The following is a 22,648-nucleotide window of genomic DNA, read 5'->3' on the forward strand; positions in this document are numbered from 1 at the left end:
ATAAACACGCATAATTCCGTCCGATAACTTTTAAATAGGCCGTTCGGCCTATTTATAGATAGACCATACGTTGGATGCTGTTGCTCGACTTTTATGAGATACTGTCCGATGAGATATTGCATCCGCTCATTGGGAGTGAATCAGTTGGCAATCATGCGGATTTTCCTGGCCTGTATGGATGAAGGGCTTCGACTGGCTTTGCTAATGCTGATAGACCATGAACCAGGTATGGTAGTAATCGGTATGTCAGATCGGATGCGCGGATTATTGAACCAATTGGAAGGCTCTCAACCTGATGTACTGCTGCTTGCCTGTGAGCAGACTGACCAATTGGTGATTGAACTCCTGTCAGAGTTACAAAAATTTACCCATTCACCAAAAATCGTGATGTTCTCGCGAAGGTTGGAAAATAAAGAGCATTTCCAGAATTATGGTGTGTACCACTTTATTGACATGGATAAACCACCAGATGAGCTTTTACCAATACTGCGATGTTTTCGAGATGACCTGCAATATAGTGGTGTCAGAGTAACTTGATTTTTAATCTACCCTACCCACGACCCATGATAAGGAGGTTGCTAATAGAATAAATCTACTGATGCAAGAACGAGAGATTGCTTGAATTGACGACCTGCGGAGAGTAAGCCGCAAATTATGGTAAATGGAGGACAAAATTATGCGAGGTCGACGTGAAGAAAGACGTGACGATCGCCAGCTAGGACGGCCGGGTGGTGGAGGAACACGCTACCAGATGCGTCAAAAGATGGTGGCGATCGGTGATGATTTTTGGATCGAGGATGAACGCGGACAGAAAGTATTTAAAGTAGATGGAAAAGCTCTGCGTATTCGCCAGACGCTGATTTTCGAAGATGCGCGGGGCAACGAACTTTGTAAGATCCAGGAACGCATGCTGCGTATCAAGGATAGCATGGAGATCGAAGGACCGCGCGGTGAACAGCTGGCGATGGTCAAGAAAGCTTTGATCACTCCCCTCCGTGAGAGGTGGGTGGTTAAGGTTAAGAATGGTCCAGACTTGGAGGTGCAAGGAAACATCTTAGATCATGAGTACTCCATTGGTGAAGGTCGCGATAAGGTGGCAGAAGTCTCAAAGAAGTGGTTCCGCCTGCGTGACAGTTACGGGGTTGCGATCGAAACTGGTCAGGATGATGTGTTGATCCTGGCAGTGGCAGTCTGTATCGATGAAATGGCCCATGGCGGCCGGTAGGTAGTAATCGGCATTCTTGTGATGGATGCTGTAATATTTAGCAAGTACATATAAAAAAAGGAGAAAATAAAATGCCTTGTCTATTCGCACTTTTCGCTGGAATGTTCCCCCGTCTGGCGGACATTTTTATCTGGATCGCCCGCCCAAATCAGTTCCTGCTGGCCTTCAATGGTAAGTGGTGGTGGCCTGTCCTGGGGATTGTCTTCCTACCATTCACTACCCTGATGTGGTTTATCCTCTCTGTGGGTGCCGGTGGGATCAATGGCTTTGACTGGTTCTGGGTCATCCTGGCGGTGTTCCTTGACCTTTCACACTACGCTCATACTGTTTACAACAATCGCAATGCGATTCCAGGCTACACTCCCGCTGCATAGTTTAATTAAAAGCAGCAATTTGGGTAGTACTAGAAAGTATCGATTGGAATCGACAAAGCCGTGATGGAAGGGTATGGCTGAAAAAATCCATTATTAAAGATGAAACTATATCGGAGGTAAAGTCTAATGTTGAAACATGGACCCGTTGATGTCCTCGTTCTGGCTTCTGGAGAGCCGAAGTTCGATGGCAGCATACTCAAAGAAATAGAAAAACAGGTCTCCAATAAGGTTATCCGTGTGCTGGATGCTCTGATCCTCGTGAAAAACGAGACAGGGGTACGTATGTCCATCGATATTGAAGACCTTCCTGCTAAAGATAAAGCTTCACTGGGTTTCATTGATACCGCGACGCGCGGCCTATTCGACAGCACCGATGCCGACACTATATGGGAAGGCATGGTGCCCGGTTCAGCTGTGGTAGCCCTGGCGATCGAGCATGCTTGGGCTGTTGATTTGGCGAATGCCATCTTAGCAAGCGGTGCAGAAGTAGCGTTGAATTTCCGCGTTCCTGCGCTTGTCATTGATGAGGCTTATGCCTCACTACAAGCTGGAGCGTAAAAGGAGGTAAGAATGCCAGGATTAATGAGAGGTATGGTACGGACAGCTGCCGTGGTTGGGACAGCTACCGCTACAAGGAATGCAGTGAACCGCCGCCAGGCAGATAAAAATGCCCAGGCTTATGCGAGTGCAATGAATACTGTCAATGCTCAAGCACCTCAACAGCAATACGCTCCACCGCCGCCCCAGGAGCAATACGCCCCACCGGCTCCAGAATATATACCAGCCCCACAGGATGATGTGATCACGCAGCTGGAACGGTTGGGTGCACTCAAAGCGCAAGGTCTCTTAACTGAAGAAGAATTCCAGGCTCAGAAGGCAAAACTGCTAGGGATGTAACTTCTGTTGTAACCGGGCTGGGGAAGCATGCAAAGCAAGTAATTATTGGTATATTAGCTATGTGTGTTTTCCCAGCTTTCCTGGTAGAGATTGCCGTGTCAGGCTGGAAAAGCTCATTCTCGGAGGAATCTATCTATGATGAGACGAAGGGCAATGGTACGGGGAGTACGCAGGCGCCGCCGCATAAGGAGACGCATGCGTCGACGACTGATCATCGGCGGTGCAGTACTGATTGCTGCTGGAACTTCTGCTGTGAAGATGAGTCCGAGCGAAGTACAGCAGGTTGAGCAGCATACCGGTCAGAAAGCCGAAGACCTATCCGAAGAACAGCTGGATGCTGCCATGGATGACCTGGGCATAGAAGGACAGGAACCCACCGACCAGGAAATCGCTATGCTTGAAGCAGAAGATCAAAACACACAGCCTACTCAAGTGAACCAACCTGTGTCTGAGGCTGAATTGATTTCCCGGCTTGAACGATTGGGTGCACTGAAAGCACAAGGAATCCTTACTGAAGAGGAATTCCAAGCACAAAAAGCCAAATTACTCGGGTTGTAGATTTCACTCCACCAGCTGGAGAAGCACACTCTGCCCTGAATTATTGATTAGGCTGTGGAGTGTGACTTCGCAGCTCAACCAGGAGAGACAATTAGTCATATAAAAAACTATTTCTCGAAGGAATCTACCTGTGTAGAGAATAAGGACGATAATACGGGGAGTACGCAGGCAGCGCCGCATTTGGAGACGCTCGCATTGCAGACTGGTCATTGCTGGTGCAGAAATGAATGATGCGGGTACCTCGGCTGTGAGGACGAGTTCGAGAAAAGTACAGCAGGTTGAGCAGCATACCGGTCAGAAAGTAGAAGATCAGCCGGAAGAACAGCTGGATGCAGCCATGGATGACCTGGGCATTGAAGGTCAGGAACCGTCCGACCAGGAAATCGCCATGCTTGAAGCAATGGAATAAACGCACAACTATGCAGTAGATCGATAGCTACTGCAGGTGCAAAGGATCGGTAGAAAAACATAAAAGATAGCACACAATTCAAAAGTAGGAAAATATAAAAAAACAGAAGAAGGAGTGAAAAGATGCCGAAGCAACCTGATCGACACCTGCGTTCGATATTGCCAATCCCGGACTTAGTCAAACCAGGGTTGACTACTTATGACGCGAAAGACCCGGATACAAAATACCCTCCCATCGAACCCCTACGCCCGCCTGATGGCGCTCCCAATGTATTGATCATCCTGCTGGATGACGTAGGCTTTGGAGCATCAAGCGCATTTGGCGGACCCATTAATACCCCGACGGCTGAAAAACTGGCGGCAAACGGCTTGCGTTATAACCGCTTTCATACCACTGCTTTGTGCGCACCCACTCGCCAGGCTTTACTGACCGGACGCAATCACCATTCCGTGGGCATGGGCAGCATCACCGAGACTGCTACATCTGCCCCAGGCAACAACTCGCTACGACCTAATACAAAGGCACCCATTGCCCTAACACTCAAGTTGAACGGTTATTCGACTGCTCAATTCGGCAAATGCCATGAAGTCCCAGTCTGGCAGAGCTCTCCACTTGGGCCATTCGATGCCTGGCCAGCAGGTGGGGGAGGATTCGAGTATTTCTATGGTTTCATCGGCGGCGAAAATAACCAGTGGGATCCGGCACTGTACGAAGGACTAACCCCCATCGAACCTCCGTCAACTCCAGAGGAAGGATACCATCTAACGGAAGACTTGGCGGATCATGCAGTCAATTGGGTACGCCAGCAGAAAGCTTTGATGCCCGATAAACCCTTTTTTATGTACTTTGCACCCGGAGCCACCCATGCGCCTCACCATGTATCCAAGGAATGGGCTGACAAATACAAGGGTAAGTTTGCTCATGGATGGGACAAACAACGTGAGATCACTTTCGCCCGTCAGAAGGAATTGGGCGTCATCCCCCCAGACGCTGATTTGTGCAAACGCCACACCGAGATAACTGCGTGGGACGATATGCCTGTTAATCTTAAACCTGTGCTGGAGCGTGAAATGGAGGTTTATGCTGGGTTCTTGGAGCACACAGATTACCACGTTGGGCGTGTGATCGATGCGATCGAAAACCTCGGGATCCTGGACAATACGTTGATTTTCTACATTATCGGTGACAATGGTGCTTCTGCAGAAGGCACGATAAACGGCGCATTCAACGAGATGGCGAATTTCAACGGCATGGCGGCTCTGGAAACCCCTGAATTCATGCTCTCCAAGATGGACGAGTTCGGCTCTCCTGAATCCTACAACCACTATTCTGTGGGCTGGGCTTGGGCGATGGATACACCCTACCAATGGACCAAGCAAATTGCCTCACACTGGGGTGGAACCCGCAATGGTACGATTGTTCACTGGCCTAAGGGCATCCAGCAAAACGGTGGTATGCGCTCACAGTTCTGCCACGTCATCGACATTGCCCCCACTATACTCGAAGCTGCTGGATTGCCTGAACCAACCATGGTCAATGGCGTGCTGCAATCCCCGATGGAAGGTACCAGCATCCTGTATAGTTTCAACGATGGAAACGCTCCCGAACGTCATGCGCTGCAGTATTTCGAGATGTTTGGCAACCGAGGTATCTACTATAAGGGCTGGAGTGCAGTTACCAAGCATCGCACTCCGTGGCTATTGGTAGAAAAAGCGCCAGCTTTTGACAATGATTTGTGGGAGCTTTATGACGGCAGCAAGGATTGGAGCCAGGCAAATAACCTTGCCAAGGAAAATCCAGACATGCTGAGTCAACTCCAGCGACTGTGGTTGATCGAGGCTGTCAAGTATAACGTTGTTCCTATGGACGACCGCACCGGTGAACGCCTTAACCCTGACTTAGCTGGACGACCAACGCTCGTGCATGGCAACTCGCAGATGTTCTTTTCAGGTATGGGGCGCCTGTCGGAGAACAGTGTGGTAAATATAAAGAATAAGTCGTTTTCCATCACGGCCGAGATCGAAGTAAAAGGAAAGCCCGCCAACGGTGTGATAATAGCACAAGGCGGCAAGTTTGGGGGTTGGAGCGTTTATGCCAAGAACGGTAAGCTTAAATTCGTTTACAATGTGCTGGGTATTCACATGTTTACTACTGAAGCCACAGAACCAATACCCCAGGGTAAGCATCAGGTGCGCATGGAATTCGCTTACGACGGTGGTGGTCTTGCCAAAGGCGGCAATGTCATACTTTTCTACGACGGCAAGGAAGTGGGAAAGGGTCGCGTTGCGGTAACACAGGCGATGGTCTTCTCAGCCGATGAAACCACCGACATTGGATACGAGTCCGGCACGCCTGTGTGCTCAGATTACACACCCGCAACGAGTAAATTTACCGGTAAGATACGCTGGGTTCAACTAGACGTAGGCAAAGATGATCATGACCATTTTATTGATCCAGAGGAACGCTTGCGAATTGCCATGGCAAGGCAATAAAGTGTGATTAGTTGGGGGTGGGCGTTTTAAGGTGCTCACCCCCACCGTATGAAAGGCTAAAAAATCATTGATCAAAGAAGACATACATCCCCGAGCTAGCCTGACCACGCCGCGCGCCGCTGCGATTGCAGGAATCCTGTTTTCAGTTTTGCTATTAATCAGCCTGGTTCTGATAAAGCTTTCTGTGCCTGCCAATCCACAAGCTGAAGGAAATTGGCTGGCTGATAATTCTGCCAAGGTTAGCCTGGCTTTAAACCTGATCCCGTTCTCTGGGATAGCCTTTTTGTGGTTTATAGGCGTTATCCGTGATCGCTTGGGGTCGTCTGAAGATCGATTCTTTTCCACTGTCTTCCTGGGTAGTGGACTTTTATTTTTAGCGATGCTGTTCACTTCTTCTGGGGTAGCGGGCAGCGTAATTAGTTTGTACGGCATCAATCCCGACAGTTTTATCAACTCTGGGACGTATGCTCTGGGCCGTACGATCGTTTTTATGATAATGACGGTATATACAATGAAAATGGCCGGGGTGTTCATGATCTCCACCAGTACCCTGTCAATCCGTACCGGGATTATCCCGCGCTGGATGGCATACCTTGGGATCGGACTGGCATTATTTTTATTATTAAGCATGAGCTTTTTTGATTGGGCCTCGCTGCTATTTCCGATGTGGGTGTTATTGATCAGCATTCATATCCTGTGGTCAAATCTAAAAACTAATATGAAGGTGAGCTTATGACAAAGGAAGAAACATCTCCACGGAAACACAGCAACTCGTACAATATATTTATCCTGGTGCTCACGGTCTTATCTTTACTCGTGATGGTGGCCTTATTGTTGCCATTATCTTCCGAAACGATCAAATTGCTTACATTCTACGACAACCTTATCTGCTTCATTTTCCTGATCGATTTTTTTCTGAACCTTAAAAACTCCCCTAAAAAATCTGACTACTTTATCGGGCAACGCGGATGGCTCGACTTACTTGGATCGATACCTTCGCTCGGTCTTTTGAGCAATGTTGGTAAATACGCAGGCTTATTACGCCTGGCTCGCCTGAGCCGCCTCGCACGCATTACCCGTTTATTGCGTGGCGAAAATAAAAAAGCGCTGCTGAATGATATCCTCACTAACCGCAGCCGGTATGCCACATTTCTGACGATTTTACTGACGATCATCGTGTTGACCATATCCAGTGTGCTAGTACTCCAATTTGAAAGTAAATCACCCGATGCAAACATCAAGAGCGGAGGTGATGCTTTCTGGTATTCAATCGTGACCATCACCACGGTAGGTTATGGTGACCGTTACCCGGTCACGCCAGCGGGTCGCATTACTGCCTTATTCATCATGTTTATGGGCGTTGGGATTATCGGTGCCTTGGCCAGTATTCTCGCCAGCGTGCTTGTCGGAGGTCAGTCAGCAGCTGAGGAAGAGAAAGCAGCTCCTCAAGCAGAGAGTTCGATCATTGCTACCTCTTCAGTCGAACAGGAACTGGCTGGGGTCAAAAATGAGCTGGCTGCCATCCGCCAACTCTTAGAAAAAAAGGATGAACCAGGAGACAGGTAATTAATACTGGTTGCCTGACTGCTACATCCACTACTTCCAACTGCAATACCGGTTTCAACAATGATGATCGGGGCACTTACCGCTAAACGAAGAGCTCTGTTGTTTGTTGCATTCTTTTCCTTATTGTCTGTGAATGTGCCAACAATTTCGGTATGGCTATAATCGAATTATTTTATACGCGGGTACCTGCTTATTTGGCATTGTGACTGACTCATTCTGCGAGAGACATGCCACCTCCTGGGCTGGCATTGGCGCTGAAATATGCGATAATCAGGAGAGATTATTTATTAGGAGAATGTCATGAATGAAATTCGAGGGCGGCTGGTTATTTATCTGGTAGGATTTGCTTCCGTATTTGTGATCTTATTTGGTGTGCGATCATCCGCCTCTATCATCAACCCAATATTACTGGCTATTGTAATAACGATCACGGTCTTACCGCTACCCAGCCTGCTGACAAAACGCGGCATGCCCGGTTGGCTGGCATTAGTCCTGAGTATCCTATCAGTCGTTGTTATCTTGGGAGCGGTCATTGCCACAGTTTTCTTCTCAGTAACTAAGCTAAGCACAGAATTGCCAACATACCTGGCAAGTGGTGCGGCTGAAGCCAGCCAGGAGCTCTCGGCGCCCGAAGGTACATCGTTAAATGTCCAAATTGCACAAGTCACTGCCGGTCTGGGAACAGTCGCACAGGGGCTGCTGGAAACCACACTTGGCTTGCTGGTCTCTTTCGGATTAGCGCTCGTGATTTTCCTGTTTATGATCAGTGCTGCCATGGCATTACCCACCCCCTCACGCTTAGGCCTGGACCCGACTACTCCAATCATTGGTCGGGTGTCATCCCTCACCGAAGATGTCCGTAAATACATGACCACCCTCACCTTTATTAATCTGTTGGTAGGCATAGGTAATACGATATTCTTGTGGATCATGGGCGTGCCTTATGCATTACTCTGGGGATTACTCGCATGGTTCATGGGTTATATCCCGTCCATTGGCTTCTGGATCGCCCTGATTCCCCCTGTTCTTCTTGCGTATGCAATTTATGGTCTGAAGACTGCTGTGATTGTCTTTATTGTTTATGTTCTCATTAATGGCGGTATTCAAAATTTTGTCCAACCGAAGATCATGGGAGATAAGCTAAAAATATCCCCGGTCGTTGTATTCGTCAGCTTACTCATATGGGGATATCTCCTAGGCGGGATCGGCGCCATTCTGGCTGTGCCGATGACGCTATTAGTGCTGATCTTTATGGAGAATTTTGAAGGTACCCGGCCTGTGGCCATCCTTATGCGTTATACCGGTGGGGAGAAGAAAGAGGAAAGGGAAGAAGCCGCAAAGCATGTTGGCAGCCTTTGGGAAAAGGTAAAGGGGACAATTATCCCTTCGCGTGAGCAGAAAGATACCAGTGAGTGATTCATTATTTATGTCATGAGGATAAACTATGGCCTCTCAAGCGACAAGAAATAAAAATCGATTAAGCATCACCCGTTTCTTACCGATCATGAGCTGGCTTCCCAATTACCAGCGGATATGGCTGCGCGGGGATGTCCTGGCTGGTTTGACCGTGCTGGCTTTGTTGATCCCTGAGGGTATGGCCTATGCTGAAATTGCTGGTATGCCCCCCCAAACTGCCTTTTATGCTGCACCGATTGGCTTGTTGATGTACGCCATTTTCGGAACTTCACGTCAGCTTGTGGTAGCTGTCTCTGCAGCCATTGCGACAATGTCAGCAGCAGCAATTGGGCCGCTGGCGGCATCTGGTTCACCGGAATATGCCGCGCTGACCGCTGGATTGGCTATCCTGGCAGGCTTGGTCTCTATCTTTGCAGGGCTTTTCAAGCTCGGCCGCATCGCATCGTTCTTCTCTGAATCAGTTTTGGCTGGTTTTGTTACTGGACTGGCTTTGACAATTGCCATCAAGCAAGTGCCCAAGCTGTTCGGACTCGAAGGTGGGGCAGGAAACTTCTGGGAGCGGCTGTACGAGATTATCATACACTTGAACGAAACACACTTATTAACCTTAGTCGTGGGATTATTCTCAATCGCCTTGATTTTCTTGCTGGAACACCGTTTCCACAAGCTACCTGCTGCGCTTATTGTCATGGTACTCGGGATCATTTTATCCAGCCTCTTTGCTTTTGAAGCGCTAGGAATAAAGGTGGTGGGCGACATCCCAGCTGGGTTGGCTCCACCAATACTGCCAAGTCTAGCTTTGGACCAATGGTTACTGCTAATTCCAGCCGCACTCGGGCTGGCGTTGGTCAACTTCGCAGAAGCGTACGGTCCAGCACGTAATTTTTCTGCCAAGCATAGTTATGAAATATCCGCTAACCAGGAACTAGTTGGCTTGGGAGCTGCCAATCTAGGTGCTGGATTCTTCCAAGGGTTTTCAATCGGTTCAAGCCTGTCCAAGTCGGCTGCCAATGACCGAGCCGGAGCAAAGACACCAGTAGCCTTGATTGTTTGCGCATTTTTGACAATCTTTGTGGCGCTTTTCTTTACCCCGCTCTTTGCCCCCCTGCCTGAAGCGGTGCTTGCTGCTGTGGTGGTGGTTGCTATAACTGGAATGATAAAAGTTAAAGCAATTCGCCGTCTCTACCACTTGAACCGCATGGATTTTACGCTGGCAATCGTGGCGATATTCGGAGTTCTCACCTTTGAGGCACTTCAAGGATTAATGATCGCTGTGATCCTATCCCTGTTAGCCTTGGTATGGCGTGCCAGTCAATCGAAATTAAGCGTCCTTGGTCGTGAACCTGGCAGACTTATCTTTAGCGATAATCGCTGGCATCCGGATAATCACACCATACCAGGATTGATGATCCTGCGGCCAGATGAAGGCTTGTTCTTCGCCAATGCTGATGCTCTCCGAAACGAGATCATTACTCTTGTAGATTCTGCACAGCCACCCGTCAAGGTCGTCCTGCTCGACCTGGAAATGAGTAACCAGCTGGATGTACCTTCAATGGACATGCTGGTAGAGCTTCATGAGGAGCTAGTAAACCGAAACATCGATATGTGGTTATCTAGGCTGCATGGACCAGTACGCAGGGCTCTCGAACGAGGAAATTTCTTCCAAAAGATCAACCTTAAAAACGTTCGGCCTCGGAATCTCGATAGTATGCTTGAGTATCTTACCGCAGACATAATCGATGGATTTGAGGATATTGAAGTGGTAAGAGATGGATTGAAGATGACCCAGGATGTGATTGAAAAGCTGCTCACAAATCCAACCGAAGAGCGACGGGAGGTTTTGGAAAATTATCATCAAAAACTGGCAGAAATGCTAAAGGCTACTAAATTAAATTCAATAAAATAAACCCGATATGGTTGATATAAACGAAATTAAGCCATCCAAGGCTTCGCCATTTCAGTCGAGTTCTCCGACTACTCCGCTGGCATTTCACCTATTAGCTAAGCCGACCGGCGCGGTGTGCAATCTTGACTGCAAATATTGCTTCTTTCTCTCCAAGGAGCTGCTCTACCCGGGTAGCCAGTTCCGTATGACCGATCAGCTGCTCGAGACCTATGTCCGACAGTTGCTCGAATCCCAGCCGATTTCTGAAGTAACCATTGCCTGGCAAGGTGGTGAACCGACCTTGATGGACCTGGATTTTTTCAAACGATCTGTGGAATACGTGGAGAAGTACAGAAAGACAGGGCAGCAGGTACAATTCTCGATACAGACAAATGGCACAAGGCTTGACGATGATTGGGCAAAGTTTTTCAAACAGCACAATTTCCTGGTCGGGTTAAGCATGGACGGGACTAAAGAGCTGCATAATACCTACCGGGTGAATAAAGGTGGACAGGGCAGCTTCCACCAGGTGATGAAAGGTAGAGAAGCACTGATCAGGCATGGGGTGGATACAAACATCCTGTGCACAGTCCATGCGGCTAATGCAGATCACCCCCTGGAAATCTATCACTACTTCCGCGATGAGCTCAAAGCGCAGTATATTCAATTCATCCCAATCGTCGAGCGGGTGACTGCTGCCACTTTACCCCTGGCAAACCAGGGTTGGAGCGAGAATTCCGGAAGTGACCGTCCACTATATACTCAAAAAGGCAATCTGGTGACCGAGCGTTCGGTACACCCAGAGCAATTTGGGCGTTTCCTCATTTCCATCTTTGATGAATGGGTAGGGAGGGATGTGGGCCAGGTTTTTGTGCAATACTTCGACTCAGCATTGGCCAATTGGGTGGGCCAGCCCAGCTTGTGCATTTTTCAGCCCACTTGCGGTACCGCGCTTGCCCTGGAACACAATGGTGATTTATATGCCTGCGATCACTTTGTCGAGCCCACCTTTCTGCTGGGTAATATCACCGATACCCATATGATTGACCTGGTAGCGTCGAAGAAACAACAAAAATTCGGCCAGGATAAGTTCGATAAGCTTCCCCAATATTGCCGGCAGTGTGAAGTGTTGTTTGCCTGTTACGGAGAATGCCCGCGCAATCGCTTTGTCAACACGCCCGATGGTGAGCCCGGGTTGAACTATCTATGCGCAGGCTATAAATCCTTCTTCAAGCATATCGATCGCCCCATGCGAATCATGGCCGATCTACTCCGCCGAGGACGTTATGCTGACGAGGTGATGCAAATACTGGCTCAGGAGGAGCTGCAAAGCTCTAGCCGCGGGAAGTTGGTCGAATAGGGCAGGATAAAATTACCCCATAGATCTCTTTTTTACCTATATAGAAAAAAACTTATAGCAACTAGCAGAGCTGATTGCTCCCGTCTACAAGAATTTCCCTAGGTAGATAAGGAATCCTCGCCAGGTTTCTCATGTGCCCAAAGCTGCCTGACGGGACTCGCATCCAATATTGCTGGTTCACTTGCTTGGGGGTCTTCTATAGATACTGATGGGTACCTTTTATATACAACGCGGACCGATGCAATGCCCATTTTGTTTTAGATCTCGATCAGTCCCGTTCTGCTTGAGTAACTCATCGTCCCATTTGCTCGAATTCTTATTATCACGCCACCGTAGGTGACCGGTGACTTATTCCTTGGGTCTACTGTAATTTCACTTCCGTAAGATTTACCGATTAAAATTACCTGGGGAGCCATCCAGGCTCCCCAGGTTTCAATACTGGACTAGCGTGATACGGTGGTGATTACTTTCGGTTTCACCATCAAGTTGACCACGCCTGTCGGTAGATGTACTCCGTCGGCACTGGTCACGAAATTGTAGGTGACAGTCGGGTTGGGAGTGGTAATAGGTGTTCCAACCAGGCTGTTTGGATTGTACTTCACCGCCACGTAGTAGGTTGCGTCGGGTGCTGCCCCGATCACGTTGATCGTGAGCGCACCGTTGGCCGGGTTGTAGCTCACCGAACCCAGCGCGCTCGACTTGGTGCAGTTCGCGTTATACAGGGTAACTGCAGTGCCCTTGGGAAGCGCTAACGGCACCCACACACCGGTGTTCGACTGGCCGATCACCAAGGGGAAATCCGCCTCGGTTGCGGTGAACTTCTCGTAGAATGTCATCGTCCCGGGGGTGACCGCGTTGATCTTGCCTTTCTTAACCGTGTAGGTGAGCTCCGTCAGGCCTGCCTTGTTGCCTGAAGCGGCGAACTGCGCACAGGTCATCGAGGTCGGCTCGAAGCGGGTTGTCGTCTGTGGCACACTGGCCGAGGCTGTTGCAGAGACGGGGTTGGTTCCGCTCAGAGCATCAGCTGTGGCCGTGTTCACCACCGCACCCGTGAAGTCAGCTTTGACGTCAGAGGCCTGGGTCGTATAGTTGCCCGTGCAGGTCAGCGACTGGCCAGGTTGCAGGTCGACGGGTTGCGTGCAGGTGAGTGCGCCTAGCATCGGATCGCTAATCGAAACGCCGGTCAACGCGCGGTTGCCTTCGTTCGTCGCCACCATAGAGTAGTGCAGTGTCTCGCCAGGCATGAAGTAGGCCGGGTCGAGGGCTGTCTTGGTGAGGCTGAGCAGGTCTCCAACGGTCATGGTGACCGGGATAGAAACGGTTGGGTGGACCGGGTCGGAGGTGTTATACCTCAAGGTGGCCTCATACACGCCAGTGACGATACCTTCTGCTGCGGCATTGAAGTGTACGATGACAGCCTGCTGGCTGTCAGCAGCCAGGTTGCCAGAGGCCGGATCAACGCTCAGCCAGGCTACGCCGGATGCCGTGGTGCCGCTGGCGCGGATCATCCAGTTACCCGCGAAACCTAGTGAGTCGATCGTGCCCCAGGTGTTATCGGGCGGTAAGGCTGGTGGTGCGGGTGGGTCAGTATTCCACCAACCGATCCACGAGCGGCCCTGGCTGGCTGTCTGGTCGATATTGGCAGGCCACTGGGCGGGGGTCACTGCGCTGGTAACCCAGCGGTTGATGACACCGATCAAGATATCTCCCGGGCCGCCCAGTATGAGCGGGTCAGCCAGGGTGTAGACGTCCCAGGTTGTGCCATTAGCGTATTGGATGGTTGCGTCAAAGTTCGCCATTAGCTCGGCATTGCTCGGGTCACCGTCGCCGTCCGCGTCCTGGTAGACCACCAACTCAATCGGGAGACCCACCGACACCTGGCCTGCAGGCCACAGGATCGAGATATCATCCAGGTTGAAGGGGAAGTCTGCCGCATTGGGGGTGAAGCGGTTCATCCAGATGAACTGGTAGGATGATACACCGTCGGTGACGCCGATCGAGTTCTCGGCTGAGCCATCATCCAATGTGAATTGGATCGGACCCTGCGGAGTATAGTCTCCCGCCTTGATCGGGTTCGGTTCGCCGAGCGCCTTGACCGCCATCAGTTCGGCACCATTGTGCGAAGCACCGGCCACCGGAGGCGTGCTGATCGGCAGGGCGAACTCGTTGTGCGGGATGGCTACGATCTCCCATTCCGTAGCAGCTGCGCCGTGGTTGAAGAGCGTCAACCCTTCGTCCAGGGTGTCATACAACGGGACGGTGACATTGAAGGAGGTTGGATCGACCGAGCTGCATGGCTTCAGCCAGCGCAGGCCGAAGTCCTGCGTGGTGGTCTGCCCGCCCACGATGGTCGCTGTGGCGCTGCCTTCCTGATGGTCAGCTGCACTCACAGCAATGCTCACCGGGCTGGCTGCTTCGTCGAACCAGTAGGAGTAGTAGCCGTTGGCGTCGGTAGTCAGCTCAACAAACGCCCCACCTGCCGTGGTGACGGTCACCAGGGCGTCTGTCAGCGGGGCTGGATCACTATCACAGTAGCCCAGGCCACTGACTGTGCCTTGCAGCTTACCCCAGGTCGCTGGTGCATTGACCGTCATCGTCACCGGAATGGAGTTCATCCCATTGCCAGGCGTGTTGTTGCTCATCTTGAGCTGACCCTGGTAGGTGCCCGGCTGGCTGATCTCAGGCACAGCTGATGTGAGGGTGACGTCCACTGCCTGGTTTGCATGGTCGGGCACTGTGCCGGCGCTCGGTACGGGCACGATCCACGTGGCTGCACCCGCCAGGTAACCCATCGCCCTGCCCAGCACGGCGTCTTTATCCGCATCGGTGGTGCCGGTGTAGTTGAAGTTCCAGGCGAAGTAGATCCCTTTGTAGGCGTTCTTCTCAATGCGTAGGCCGGAGAGATCGGTCTTCGGTGCGTCGTTGGTGAAGATGGCTACCGCATTCGCACCGGTGATGGTGAAGCTGTCGGGGTATGGATCTGCGCTGATATCCATGTGCAAACCAGCCATGATGTCTGCACCAGTGATCCAGCCATCCGACCCTGCGTCAACACCCGTGTAACTAGCTTCGAGATAGTCGGTGTACAACAGGTCGGAGCCGTAGAAGTAACCGAGGTCGTTGTAGGCGATCAGGAAGCTGCCACCATTATCCAGGTAGGTCTTGATATACCCTGTGTTGGTGCTTCCGCTCGGACTGCCAGACCACACCACCGCGGCATAATCAGTCCACGTCCCCACAGGCGGCAGCGCGGAGTATGATACCCGGTTGTAGGTGTAGCCCAGGCGGGTCAGTGAAGCGGCTAACGCATCCGTGGCCGTCGAGTTGCTGTCGACCAGCAGGACGTCTTCGCCTGCTTGCGTGCCACCCATGGGGATAAAGCCGGTGGTTTGACCACGCAGGCTGAAGTTGAGCGCAGCCCAGCCGGTGTTGGTGATCTCAGCCGGTAGTGTCGCACTCTGTCCGAGCTCAACTGTGGCTTCCAGTGAGGTGGGCGTAAGTGCGCCACAAGGCTGCAGCCAGTGCAGGTCGAAGTCCTGTTGGTTACGCGGGTCCGCTCCAGGCCAGAAGAAGATCGCTCGAGACTCTCCCAAATGGCCAGACGCAGATACATTCACACCGAGTGTCACATACTCGGCAGTAACCCAATACTGGAAATAGCCGTTCGCATCGGTTTCGACCTCGATGACTGGTAGAGCATCCACCACGATCTGCACCATGGCACCTTCCAGCGGGGCTGGATTGAGGTCACAGGCACCTAAAGTGCGTACCGTGCCCCACAGCTTGCCATACGTCGGCGAGGGGTTCACCACCATGCTCACTGGCACCAGGATGATGTCGTTCTGCGGGTCTTCGCTCTCGATCTTCAGCTGGGCGGTGTAGGTGCCCGGCTGCAGCACACTGGGTGCTGCACCGTTGAGCGTGACCTGGACGACCTGCGACCCGGTGTTGGCATCCAAGTTGCCCTGGTCGGGTGTTGCGCTGAGCCAGTCAACGTCCGCGGCGGTCAGCCATGGCATGACCTTGCTCATGATCTCGGTCTCGATCGCGTCACCTACTGCGCTGCCGCCTGCATAGTGATAGTCCCAGGCGAAGTAGACCGCTTTGTAGGCGTTGCGAGCGATGCGCATGCCCGCCCAATCTACCTTCGGTGCGGTGTTGGCAAAGATACCCACGGCATCCGGGCCGATTTTGAAGCTATCGGGGTAAGGGTCGCTGCTGATATCTGCGTCTGTTCCAGCCTCGATGTCCACGCCGTGGATCACGCCATCCGAGCCGGAGTCTGCGACATAGGTCGCTTGGAAGTAGGTCTGGTATAGAATTGTGGTCTTGTCGCTGTAGCCAAAGTCGTTGTCAGCAATCACCAGGCGCCCACCTGCATCCAGGTAGGCAACCAGCTGGTTCTGCTCGGCACCCGTGCTTGGCACTCCAGCGTAGAGCACCGCCAGGTAATCCAACGGGTTGGCAGGGATACCTGTGCTGGACGACGAGCTGACCACGTCAGAGGTGTAACCCAGGTTATCCATGGCCGTCTTGAAAGCGTTGGTCGGGTTGGCGTTACTGCCGCCATCGTTGACGATCAGGATCTGGTTGCCCGTAACACCCATGGGGACGAACGTCCCGGACATCTCGGTGATCTTCCAGGGTGTGGCTGCTGCGCCTGTGTTCGCCAGGGTCATCTGTAAGGTGGCGGATTGCTGCCACTCCACCGTGGCGCTCAAGGGGCTGGGTGTCTCGGTGACGCAGGGCTCCATCCAGCGCAGGCTCAGGTCCTGCGTGGTGGTGCCCAGGCCGGTCACGACGATGCCACTGGCACTTGCCGGTAGATGATCGGCTTCAGTCGCAAGTATTGTATACGGGCTGCCATAGTCAGGTAGCCAGAACTCGTAAGTGCCGTTAGCCCCGGTCGTCATCGTGCGGGTCATCCCGTTCGCTCCGGTGACGAGTAGGGTTGCTTCGCTCAACGGGGCGGGGTTTGCATCGCAGTAACCCAGGCTGCTGATGGTGCCCTTTAGGATACCCCAGTTGGCTGGGGCGGTAACCACCATGGTGGTCTGCACGTCGATCGCCTGGTTCTGTGGGTCGTTGCTGTTCACAGTAGCCGAGGCCTTATACGTGCCAGGCTTGTTCACCATGTTGGCGTCGAAGGTCACCACTACGGGCTGCATACCATCGGAAGGAACTGTGCCTTCAGCAGGCACTTCACTCAGCCAGGTTGCCGGGCCGCCCATACCACCCCCAGCCATCCCCGTGACGTTCATCACGATCATCATCTCGGGGAAGCCCAGGGAGGCTACAGTCGCAGGCTCAGTCACGCCGCAGTCTGCGGCTGCCAGGTAGCTGGGGCCGGTCTCACCCAGGCCATTCGAACCGATGAAGAATAAGTTGCCGGCTGCCTGGCCGTTGGGGGTGAAGATGTCCACCACCAGTAATGAACCCGCTGGGGCGGTACCTGTCACCGGCACATCGAGAATCGTCAATGTCTGGCTTGCCACGGCTGCGGTCGCGCTGCCGATGGGGGTCAGGTTGGCAAACTGGAACGCACCGTTCAGGGTGAACAGGCGTACCTCAACCGGTTGGGTCGCGCCAGCAGGAGCGGATGTCTCGATGCCGAACGACACATTGGTGATGGCGAAGTCGCCGTTGATGCCGAAGGTGGGCAAGTCAAACACCCGCAGGTAATGGTTATCTGTGTGAGCAACGCCATTATTGCACGATACCGAGTTGCCGGATGTGATCGTCTGGCTGTTGGATTGCGTGATGGTGGTACTGCCTGCGTTGACCTTATGCGCATAGCCTGCGTTCGGATCGGTGCTCTTGGTGGGCGGATTAGGATTGAGACTGAAACCCACGTCACCGATGGTGACCAGGTTAGTCGGTCCACCTTGCGGCCCTCCAGCGGGTGCTGTGTAACCAGTGGCCGTGTTAACGAAGTTAAAGACAGCTTCCGCGCCACCCAGGTTCCACAGCGTTAGTGGTTTGGTTGTGCTGGTACCCAAGGGTATCTCTGTCAGGATGCTGGGAGGTGCTGCGTTGAGGCACGGCTGCAAGTAGCGCAGGGTGAAGTCCTGGATGGTCGTCTGCCCACCATTCAAGATCACGCCGGTTGCGCTGCCAGTGGCGTAGTCAGCACCCGCATCGACATCTACGGTCAATGGACTGGTTGATTGGTCAAGCCAGACGTAGTAGTAACCGTTTTCGTCGGTGCTCAGCACCAGCGGCTCAGTGAATGCAGCGCTGTTGACCGTCACAGGTAGATTCGGTAAGGCGGCCGGGTTCGAATCGCAGTAGCCGTTGGTCGTGATATGGCCAGCCAGCTTGCCCATAGTGGGCGGGATGCTGGCGGTCATCTGCACCGGCATGTTGGGCACGTCATAGGGTGTATCATGCAAGAACTTGAGCTGGGCATTATACACTCCAGGTGCCACCAATGTGCTGTCCAGGGTGACGTCCACCGTCACGCTCCCGCCCGCTGGGACGGTTGCAGTCGTTGGAGCTTCGCTTAACCAGGGCACGTCTGCGCCAGCACACAGGTTGGCAGTCTCACCTGACTGGACCTGGTAGGCTTTATCATCGCTCTGGCTGGCCAGCCACAGGTTGCCTTCACAGTCGAGTTCCATGCCTGCACCACCGCTTCCAAAGCCTGCGATGGTGAACTGGCCAAGCGGTGCATAGTTATTGACCGCATCCAACACGTAGACCTTACTGGTCGTGGCGCTATCGACCACAAACAAGTGCTCTGTTTCCGGGTTGTAAGCCAGACCAGCTATGGAGATGCCCACGTTGACACTGGATAGGATTGTTCCAGTTGAATCGAAATGATGAATAGTCAGATCGGTCCAGTTGCCGGCATAATACGTGTCGGTAGTGGGATCATAAGCCAGGCCTCTCTGTGAGGTGCTGAAACCTGTCCCGCCTCCCGGGCAGATCGTGTTGCCCGTGGGGCCGCTGTTCGGGTCGATCTCATAGATACAGTTGGATACGCCGGTGTTGACGTTCATCGTCCACAGCATGCCGGTGTTCCAGTTGTAGGTCATGTCAGCCGGGCCGTTGGTCGTCGGCCAGTTATAGGACCACTGTCGTCCGGTAGCTGTCCCGTCAGGGGCATACTCCTTGACGGCGTCCAGCGTGCCCCAGCCGTCACCGATCCAGACCGTCCCATCTTGGCCGTCGAAGGCGATGCCCCATGGGGTCGCCATGCCGGTAGGCCAGCTCTGGAGGATATCGCCTGCCGCCATGGGTTCCATCTCAGGTGCTGCGGGGAGACCCAGATCTACGGCGTTGGCCGAGTTCTGCTGGCTGGCTTCGAGAAGCGCCGGGGAATCTTCAATTGGTCCGAAAGGCACCGAACCCTTGTCCAGCTCGAGCAGCTCGAACGAAGCAGCACCACCACCGATGTTATTGACGGTTACCTGGACGGTTGTGGTGCTACCCGCTGGGAGCGTCTCACTGATGGAGGCCGGCGTATATGTCAGGTGCCCGGTCTGCAGGGCGAAGTCCTGGCGGATGGTGCTGCCTGTCGGGACGCTCACCGAAGCTATCGCCGGGCTATATTTCTGCATCGTAGCGGTCAGCGTATGGCTGCCAGCTGATTGGAACAGGGCATAGAAGTTGCCCATAGCCGGGTCAGCCGTGGCAGCCGCAGTGGCTTCGCCACTAATATCACCGGTCACCTTGGCACCGACCAGGGCATGGTTGTCATTGGCATCGGCCACGCGGCCAACCACCAAACCACCTCCCCCGATCGGGTGGCAAACCTTCTCGCCCACGAAGACGTTGTCGACCTCCCACCACCAGTCCCATCCGGGAGCGATGTAGTGGTAGCGGAGCTGGGCCTGGGTCGAGCCGCCCAGCAGGGAAGTCAGGTCCTGGGTGAAGGTGTTCGGCCCGCGCATGTCGGTGTTCCAATGATGGACATTGGTCCAGGTTGCGCCGCCATCCGCGCTCACATCCAGGTCTGCCGACTCGGTCGAGACCAGGTTGTTGTAATCGTAGTTATAGGAGAGGTTGACATTAACCAGCGTGGATACATCCATGACCGGGGAGGTCAAGGTCGTATCCATCGTCGTACCGCTACCGCAATTATCGGAGTCGGCGATGGCGAACTGACCTGTTCCACCGGTCAGGTTGCCGCGCACACCAGGGTCATTGCCCACCCAGGTGCAGTTGCCGCCGCTTTGCGTCACAGTCCAGCCTGCGGGCGGGAAGGTGGCACTTTCGAAAGTCTCGTACACACCTGTAACGTCCAGTACGTAGCCGGGTGCCACGCAGTTGTCGTTATCTGCCAGCACGGGGATGTCGAGCACCAGGTCTCCTGCCAGCACACCGGTATCGAGTGCCGTAGGCAGGTAACCTGCGCTGAATACTTCCGCGTTAAAGGTGTAGTTCTGTCCCGCAACAAGTGAGATGCTGTAGTTGCCGGTGGCTGGGTCAGTCCAGATGGGTACCCCAGGGTAGCCGCCGATGGTGATCTTGGCATATAATCCCCAACCGGCTGCTGGATCCCAGACCTTACCGGAGACCGTGTAGCTGGGTGCCGGGTCAAGAGCTACGTTGAGGGTTGTAGTCAGGTTTTCCTGGATCACAACACCCGGGATGCTCGCTGGTAGGAAGCTATACGCCGAGACGTTGATGGTGTAAGTACCTACAGGCAGGCTCATGGAGTACTGCCCTGCTGCGTCGGTTCTGGTTTCAAAGGTGCGCTCGGTGCCGACTGCCTGGACCATTGCATTGGCAATTGGGGTACCACTGCCTGCAGCTGTCACCGTGCCCTCGAGCGTCCCCATTGGACCGCAGGAGGTCAAGGCCAGCTGCACCGCCGCCAGGGCACGGATCTCGCCCCAGCCGGTGGACTGGTTGGGTACTTGCCCGGGACCTTCACCCGAGCATGTGCCAGGCACGCCGCTTGCTATAGCGGCAGACTGCTGGATGATGTTCTCGACCGCGGTGAAATTGCCTACCAGGCAGGGTCCTGCCTGGAAGATCAAGGCAGTCAGGCCCGTGACATGCGGTGCGGCCATCGAGGTGCCGCTCCAGCCACCTTCATACGCGGTGTCACTCGTGTTCACCGAAGAACGGATGTTGCTTCCAGGGGCAGCCACCTGAGGCTTGATGGTGGGGAAGTCACCGCCATTCTCTGTATCCACGTTATCAGTTGGGCCGCGGTTGGAGAAGGTGGCGTAGGCCCCGTTTGATTGCCCCGTAGCTCCGACGCCTGACACATTGCCATACCGCGCCGGGTTGCCGACCGTGCCGCAGGGTGGCGGGGATGTATAGCCGCAGTTTGTGCTGTTGCCATTGGAAAAGACAGGGTAAATACCTGCGGCGCGCCAGCTATCAACGACGCCGCGGAACCAAGGGTCGTAACTCTGGCTGCAGTCTCCCCAAGAGTTGTTGACCACATTGGGGCGCATGTCAGGGTTTGGATTGGCCTGGTTCAGATCCCATGGGGCTGCAATGAATTGGGCGCATTCAAGCAGTGCCGCATCGGTACAGCTGCTGGTGTTGCAGCCCCGGCAAGCCATCCATTTGGCACCGGGCGCCATGCCGATCTGGTTGCTTCCGCCATCATCGCCGACCGTGGTGCCCATGGTGTGCGAGCCGTGGCCGTTGTCATCGGCAGGGGCAGTCGGGTGGTCGCCGTACGGGTCCCACCAGTTGTAGTTGTGGTTGAAGCTGCCACCGCCCAGGTTGCCGCGGTATTTTCCCACCAGGGCCTGGTGAGTGTAGCGTACGCCTGTATCGATACTCGACACCACGCTGCCCGCCCCGTTGATGCCCAAGGCCCAGGCATCAGGTGCCTGTACATGGGCGATGTTCGGCTCAATGCTCAAGATCCCATCAACCGTGTTGAAGGGGTCCTTTTCCGTGGGCTCGATAAGCATTTCAGTCCGGCGTTCACGGATCGCGCTCACTTCAGGAAAGCTCGTGATGCTGTTGAGCACCGTTGTGTCTGACTGGTCGACGATGATGATATTGTCGATCCAGAAGCTCTGGTAGCTGATACCCATGCTATCCAGGTAAGCTCGCACGTTCATCTGCGAGCTCTCAGCCACGAATTGCAGCTGTTGGACGACAAAACGGCCGCGATCGATCCAGTCCATTTGCTCTGCTGCTGCAAGGCTGGACTGGCTGCGGAAATAGATCATATACCCCGCGCTGCCTTTTGTCTCCATTTGTTCAATCACGGCTTGTTCGACATTGACCAATCCCCCCGTTTGTGTATCTAAAGATTTGCCGGGGGAGAAGATATCGTTTTTGAAGTGCAGCGATGAAAAATCACTATCTGCCAACGCTGCAGCAGGAAACAGGAAAAATAGGAAGGCAAGGATCAGGGTGATTGATAATATACGATGCTTTGCATGGTTTTTCATACGATTCTCCTCAGTATCATGATAAAAACCAGAAAACAATGAATTTCCTATGGTCAGAACATTAGGATTTACGTGTGTATTATTCGCACCTCC

At 53.3% G+C, this 22,648-nt stretch carries 14 protein-coding genes; 13 read left to right on the forward strand and 1 reads right to left on the reverse strand.

Annotation, left to right across the window (positions count from 1 at the left end):
• Positions 1 to 108 precede the first annotated feature (108 nt).
• The 13 genes from C3F13_06830 to C3F13_06890 all read left to right on the forward strand — a co-directional run bounded on the left by C3F13_06830 (position 109) and on the right by C3F13_06890 (position 12,182).
• Positions 109 to 537 (forward strand): hypothetical protein, encoded by a 429-nt coding sequence (locus C3F13_06830; GenBank protein PWB54462.1) that lies wholly within the window; start codon positions 109 to 111, stop codon positions 535 to 537.
• Between the two features lie 139 nt (positions 538 to 676).
• Entirely contained in the window at positions 677 to 1,225 is a 549-nt protein-coding gene (locus C3F13_06835; GenBank protein PWB54463.1) for a hypothetical protein, read from the forward strand.
• 71 nt (positions 1,226 to 1,296) lie between these two features.
• Positions 1,297 to 1,599 (forward strand): hypothetical protein, encoded by a 303-nt coding sequence (locus tag C3F13_06840; protein PWB54464.1) that lies wholly within the window; start codon positions 1,297 to 1,299, stop codon positions 1,597 to 1,599.
• Between the two features lie 126 nt (positions 1,600 to 1,725).
• Positions 1,726 to 2,157 (forward strand): hypothetical protein, encoded by a 432-nt coding sequence (locus tag C3F13_06845; GenBank protein ID PWB54465.1) that lies wholly within the window; start codon positions 1,726 to 1,728, stop codon positions 2,155 to 2,157.
• A gap of 12 nt (positions 2,158 to 2,169) precedes the next feature.
• Positions 2,170 to 2,496 carry a hypothetical protein gene (locus C3F13_06850; GenBank protein PWB54466.1) on the forward strand — a complete coding sequence of 109 codons (327 nt, stop codon included), beginning with the start codon at positions 2,170 to 2,172 and terminating at the stop codon, positions 2,494 to 2,496.
• A 258-nt stretch (positions 2,497 to 2,754) separates the two neighbouring features.
• Positions 2,755 to 3,054: a hypothetical protein gene (locus C3F13_06855; protein ID PWB54495.1), complete on the forward strand. Its 300-nt coding sequence runs from the start codon at positions 2,755 to 2,757 to the stop codon at positions 3,052 to 3,054.
• Positions 3,055 to 3,277: 223 nt separating this feature from the next.
• A complete protein-coding gene (locus C3F13_06860; GenBank protein ID PWB54467.1) occupies positions 3,278 to 3,463 on the forward strand; it encodes a hypothetical protein in 186 nt (61 codons plus the stop codon).
• 122 nt (positions 3,464 to 3,585) lie between these two features.
• Positions 3,586 to 5,955: an arylsulfatase gene (locus tag C3F13_06865; GenBank protein PWB54468.1), complete on the forward strand. Its 2,370-nt coding sequence runs from the start codon at positions 3,586 to 3,588 to the stop codon at positions 5,953 to 5,955.
• 67 nt (positions 5,956 to 6,022) lie between these two features.
• A complete protein-coding gene (locus C3F13_06870) occupies positions 6,023 to 6,691 on the forward strand; it encodes a hypothetical protein (protein ID PWB54469.1) in 669 nt (222 codons plus the stop codon).
• Positions 6,688 to 7,521 carry a hypothetical protein gene (locus tag C3F13_06875; GenBank protein ID PWB54470.1) on the forward strand — a complete coding sequence of 278 codons (834 nt, stop codon included), beginning with the start codon at positions 6,688 to 6,690 and terminating at the stop codon, positions 7,519 to 7,521. The genes C3F13_06870 and C3F13_06875 overlap by 4 nt, the downstream gene beginning before the upstream one ends.
• A gap of 300 nt (positions 7,522 to 7,821) precedes the next feature.
• Positions 7,822 to 8,937 (forward strand): hypothetical protein, encoded by a 1,116-nt coding sequence (locus tag C3F13_06880; GenBank protein PWB54471.1) that lies wholly within the window; start codon positions 7,822 to 7,824, stop codon positions 8,935 to 8,937.
• A gap of 28 nt (positions 8,938 to 8,965) precedes the next feature.
• Entirely contained in the window at positions 8,966 to 10,843 is a 1,878-nt protein-coding gene (locus tag C3F13_06885; protein ID PWB54472.1) for a sodium-independent anion transporter, read from the forward strand.
• A 7-nt stretch (positions 10,844 to 10,850) separates the two neighbouring features.
• Positions 10,851 to 12,182, forward strand: coding sequence for an anaerobic sulfatase maturase (locus tag C3F13_06890; protein PWB54473.1), 1,332 nt, complete (start codon positions 10,851 to 10,853; stop codon positions 12,180 to 12,182).
• A gap of 443 nt (positions 12,183 to 12,625) precedes the next feature.
• Here the strand turns inward: C3F13_06890 and C3F13_06895 are convergent, their stop codons facing one another.
• Positions 12,626 to 22,555, reverse strand: a complete 9,930-nt coding sequence (locus C3F13_06895) for a hypothetical protein (protein PWB54474.1) — start codon at positions 22,553 to 22,555, stop codon at positions 12,626 to 12,628.
• Between the last annotated feature and the right edge of the window lie 93 nt (positions 22,556 to 22,648).

Source organism: Anaerolineales bacterium (genome assembly GCA_003105035.1).
GTDB lineage: Bacteria > Chloroflexota > Anaerolineae > Anaerolineales > UBA4823 > FEB-25.

What these genes read in the sequence shown, in the direction of transcription:
- C3F13_06830 (PWB54462.1), top strand. Translation starts at nt 109, where the DNA reads ATGAGATATTGCATCCGCTCATTGGGAGTGAATCAGTTGGCAATCATG.
- C3F13_06835 (PWB54463.1), top strand. Translation starts at nt 677, where the DNA reads ATGCGAGGTCGACGTGAAGAAAGACGTGACGATCGCCAGCTAGGACGG.
- C3F13_06840 (PWB54464.1), top strand. Translation starts at nt 1,297, where the DNA reads ATGCCTTGTCTATTCGCACTTTTCGCTGGAATGTTCCCCCGTCTGGCG.
- C3F13_06845 (PWB54465.1), top strand. Translation starts at nt 1,726, where the DNA reads ATGTTGAAACATGGACCCGTTGATGTCCTCGTTCTGGCTTCTGGAGAG.
- C3F13_06850 (PWB54466.1), top strand. Translation starts at nt 2,170, where the DNA reads ATGCCAGGATTAATGAGAGGTATGGTACGGACAGCTGCCGTGGTTGGG.
- C3F13_06855 (PWB54495.1), top strand. Translation starts at nt 2,755, where the DNA reads ATGAGTCCGAGCGAAGTACAGCAGGTTGAGCAGCATACCGGTCAGAAA.
- C3F13_06860 (PWB54467.1), top strand. Translation starts at nt 3,278, where the DNA reads ATGAATGATGCGGGTACCTCGGCTGTGAGGACGAGTTCGAGAAAAGTA.
- C3F13_06865 (PWB54468.1), top strand. Translation starts at nt 3,586, where the DNA reads ATGCCGAAGCAACCTGATCGACACCTGCGTTCGATATTGCCAATCCCG.
- C3F13_06875 (PWB54470.1), top strand. Translation starts at nt 6,688, where the DNA reads ATGACAAAGGAAGAAACATCTCCACGGAAACACAGCAACTCGTACAAT.
- C3F13_06880 (PWB54471.1), top strand. Translation starts at nt 7,822, where the DNA reads ATGAATGAAATTCGAGGGCGGCTGGTTATTTATCTGGTAGGATTTGCT.
- C3F13_06885 (PWB54472.1), top strand. Translation starts at nt 8,966, where the DNA reads ATGGCCTCTCAAGCGACAAGAAATAAAAATCGATTAAGCATCACCCGT.
- C3F13_06890 (PWB54473.1), top strand. Translation starts at nt 10,851, where the DNA reads ATGGTTGATATAAACGAAATTAAGCCATCCAAGGCTTCGCCATTTCAG.
- C3F13_06895 (PWB54474.1), bottom strand. Translation starts at nt 22,555, where the DNA reads ATGAAAAACCATGCAAAGCATCGTATATTATCAATCACCCTGATCCTT.